The 3,071-nt window shown below is 67.7% G+C and carries 4 protein-coding genes and 1 pseudogene; 4 read left to right on the top strand and 1 reads right to left on the bottom strand.

Annotation, left to right across the window (positions count from 1 at the left end; genetic code table 11):
- The first annotated feature begins 60 nt into the window (after positions 1-60).
- Together B1A87_RS22525 and B1A87_RS22520 are read left to right on the top strand one after the other, a co-directional pair.
- Positions 61-567: a flavin reductase family protein gene (locus B1A87_RS22525; RefSeq protein ID WP_078028643.1), complete on the top strand. Its 507-nt coding sequence runs from the start codon at positions 61-63 to the stop codon at positions 565-567.
- 99 nt (positions 568-666) lie between these two features.
- Positions 667-891 (top strand): NADPH-dependent FMN reductase, encoded by a 225-nt coding sequence (locus B1A87_RS22520; RefSeq protein ID WP_260681136.1) that lies wholly within the window; start codon positions 667-669, stop codon positions 889-891.
- Here the strand turns inward: B1A87_RS22520 and B1A87_RS23215 are convergent.
- Positions 855-1,013 carry a hypothetical protein gene (locus B1A87_RS23215; RefSeq protein ID WP_185982454.1) on the bottom strand — a complete coding sequence of 53 codons (159 nt, stop codon included), beginning with the start codon at positions 1,011-1,013 and terminating at the stop codon, positions 855-857. The two genes, B1A87_RS22520 and B1A87_RS23215, sit on opposite strands and share 37 nt — an antisense overlap.
- Between B1A87_RS23215 and B1A87_RS22515 the strand changes: the two are divergent.
- Positions 937-1,716, top strand: a pseudogene (locus B1A87_RS22515) (ABC transporter permease); the annotation flags it as partial. The gene B1A87_RS23215 and the pseudogene B1A87_RS22515 sit on opposite strands and share 77 nt — an antisense overlap.
- A 41-nt stretch (positions 1,717-1,757) precedes the next feature.
- Positions 1,758-3,071, top strand: a 1,314-nt coding sequence (locus B1A87_RS22510) for an LLM class flavin-dependent oxidoreductase (RefSeq protein ID WP_144275959.1), incomplete at its 3' end; no start/stop codon positions are given.

Genomic DNA, 3,071 nt, shown 5'->3' with positions numbered 1-3,071 from the left:
ACGGCGCCCCCGCACCGACCGCGACCACCGAACCCGCCACGCCGACGAAAAGAGAATTCGTTGTTTCTGAACCGTGATTTAGACCCGGCCTCCCTCCGCGAAACCTTCGGCCACTTCCCCTCCGGCGTCGCGGCGCTGTGCACGCTCGTGGACGGAGCACCGCAGGGAATCGTGGCATCGACCTTCACCGTCGGGGTTTCGCTGGACCCACCGCTGGTCATGTTCGCGGTGCAGAACAGCTCGCAGACGTGGCCGCTTATCCGGGCAGGCGGCAGGATCGGTGTCTCGGTCCTGGCCGCGGGGCAGACGGACGCCTGCCGGCAGATTGCCTCGAAATCGGCGGACCGCTTCGCCGGCATCGGGCTCACTGCCACCGAACAGGGCGCGCTCTTCCTCAACGACGCCGGGCTCTGGCTGGACTGCTCGGTGGAGACTGAAGTCCCCGCCGGCGACCACGCCGTGGTCCTGCTCAGGGTGCACGGATACTCGGTTACGGACAGCAGCAGCGATCCGCTCATCTTCCAGGGGTCCGAATTCCGGAGCCTGGCGGTGCCCAGTTACGCTTAGCTGAACCGCCCGCATCCCGCAGCCTTCCGGGGAAGAACGGGCCGTGCCCGGTTGTTAATACCTAGTGGCAAGCAAGGTCGCGCCGAGGGGAGGCCTGCCATGACACGGATTGCGATCGTACTGGGAAGCACCCGGCCAGGCCGGCTGGGAAAGGCGGTGGCCGACTGGGTGCTGCTGCGGGCCGCCGAACGCGCCGACGCCCGGTTCGAGCTCCTCGACGTCGCCGACTTTGACCTCCCGCTGCTGGATGAACCGCTGCCGCCGTCGCTCGGCAAGCACGAGCAGGGTCACACCTGTCTCTTATACACATCTAGATGTGTATAAGAGACAGATGCCGGCCGCACCGGACCCTCACGGTTCCGCCTGGCGGCCCTGACGGCGGGGCGCGCGGCCTGGGGCGCCGGAGCGATCCTGCTGTTCCTGCTGCTGTGGGAGCTGGGCCCCACCTATCTCGCGCCGCCCTCCACGCGCGTCTTCCTTCCGCCCCTGCACGTGGTGCTTCAGGCACTGGGAACCCTCATCGAGAACGGCCAGCTGCAGAACCACCTCGCGGCCAGCCTGACCCGTTCGGCCAGCGGCTTCGGCATCGCCGTGGTGGCCGCCGTCGCCCTCGGCCTGCTGGTGGCGTGGTACCGGTCCCTGGACCGTTTCCTGAATCCGCTGCTGGAAGTGTTCCGCAACACGGCGGCGCTCGCGCTGCTCCCGGTCTTCACCCTGCTCCTAGGCATCGGGGAAACATCCAAGATCAGCATCGTGGCCTACGCCGCGTTCTTCCCGGTCCTGCTGAACACCATCGCCGGCGTCCGGACCGTCGATCCGCTGCTGATCCGGGCCGCCCGCTCGCTGGGGCTGTCGAACTTCCAGCTGTTCCAGAAGGTCATCCTGCCCTCCGCCGTGCCCACCATCTTCACGGGCGTCCGGATGGCGGGGACATCCTCCATCCTGGTCCTGATTGCCGCGGAAATGGTGGGGGCCAAAGCCGGCCTGGGCTACCTGATCGTGAATTCCCAGATGAGCTTCCTGATCCCGGACATGTACGCGGGGATCCTGACTGTTTCGCTGCTGGGCCTGCTGGTCAACTACCTGCTGGTCGCCGTCGAACGCCATTTCTCCCGCTGGCGGACTGCCGTCGGATCCCAGGCCGCGTAAGCGGCGCGCCCATACACGCCCCCCGAACACCAAGGAACGTCATGCCAGAACGTACACCCAGCAACAGCGACGCCGGCGGCGAACGCCAACTGCATCTGAACGCCTTCCTCATGAGCACCGGACACCATGAGGCCTCGTGGCGGCTGCCCGAAAGCGACAGCTTTGCGGGCACCCAGGTGGCCCATTTCCAGCGGCTCGCCCGCACGGCGGAACGCGGAACCTTCGATTCGATTTTCTTCGCGGACTCACCGGTGCTGCACGGGGACGTGCGCCAGCGCCCCTACGGCACGCTGGAACCCACGCTCCTGCTGAGCGCCATCGCCGCCGTGACCAAACGGATCGGGCTGATCGCCACGGCGTCCACCACGTACAACGATCCCTACAACCTGGCCCGGCGCTTCGCCTCGCTGGATCACATCAGCGGCGGCCGGGCAGGCTGGAACGTGGTGACCACGGCCGGAGAGGCCGCGGCGCGGAACTTCTCGCTGGATGACCAGCCCGCACACTGGCGCCGCTACGAGCGGGCCGCCGAGTTCCTTGACGCGTCCCGGAAGCTCTGGGACAGCTGGGAGGACGACGCCCCGGTGGGGGACAAGGCCGCCGGCGTCTGGGCGGACAGTTCCCGGGTCCACGCCGTCAACCACACAGGCCGGTACTTCCGGATCCAGGGCCCGCTGGACGTGCCGCGCCCGCCCCAGGGCCATCCGGTGATTGTGCAGGCCGGCTCTTCCGAGGACGGCAAGGACTTCGCCGCCCGTTACGCCGAAGCCGTGTTCACCGCGCAGCAGACCCTTGCGGAAGCCCAGCGGTTCTACGCCGACCTGAAGCGGAAGACCGCCGCCGTCGGACGGAACCCGGACCACGTCAAGATCCTGCCCGGCATTGTTCCGATCATCGGCTCCACCGAGAAGGAAGCGCGCCGCCTGGAACGCGAACTCGACGAACTGATCCACCCCGAACACGCGCGGAAGCAGCTGGCAGGCATCCTGCGGGTTTCGCCCGAGTCGCTGCCGCTGGACGCGCAGCTGCCGGAGGACCTTCCGTCGGAGGACGAGATCGAGGGCGCCAAGAGCAGGTACACGCTGATCGTGGAGCTCGCCCGGCGGGAGCGGCTGACCGTCCGCCAGCTCATCGGCAGGCTGGGTGGCGGCCGCGGCCACCGCACCTTCTCCGGCACGCCCGAGCAGGTGGCGGATGCGATCCAGGGCTGGTTCGAGAAGGGCGCGGCGGACGGGTTCAACATCATGCCGCCCGTGCTCCCGTCGGGCCTTGACGCGTTCGTGGACCATGTCATCCCGATCCTGCGGGCCCGGGGACCTGTCTCTTATACACATCTAGATGTGTATAAGAGACAG

The sequence above is a fragment of the Arthrobacter sp. KBS0703 genome, assembly GCF_002008315.2.
Classification (GTDB): Bacteria; Actinomycetota; Actinomycetes; order Actinomycetales; family Micrococcaceae; genus Arthrobacter.
This window is presented reverse-complemented; position numbering and strand designations above follow the sequence as displayed.

Bases quoted from the DNA above. Each gene is read 5' to 3' on its own strand.
- B1A87_RS22520 (WP_260681136.1), top strand. From the start codon at position 667: ATGACACGGATTGCGATCGTACTGGGAAGCACCCGGCCAGGCCGGCTG.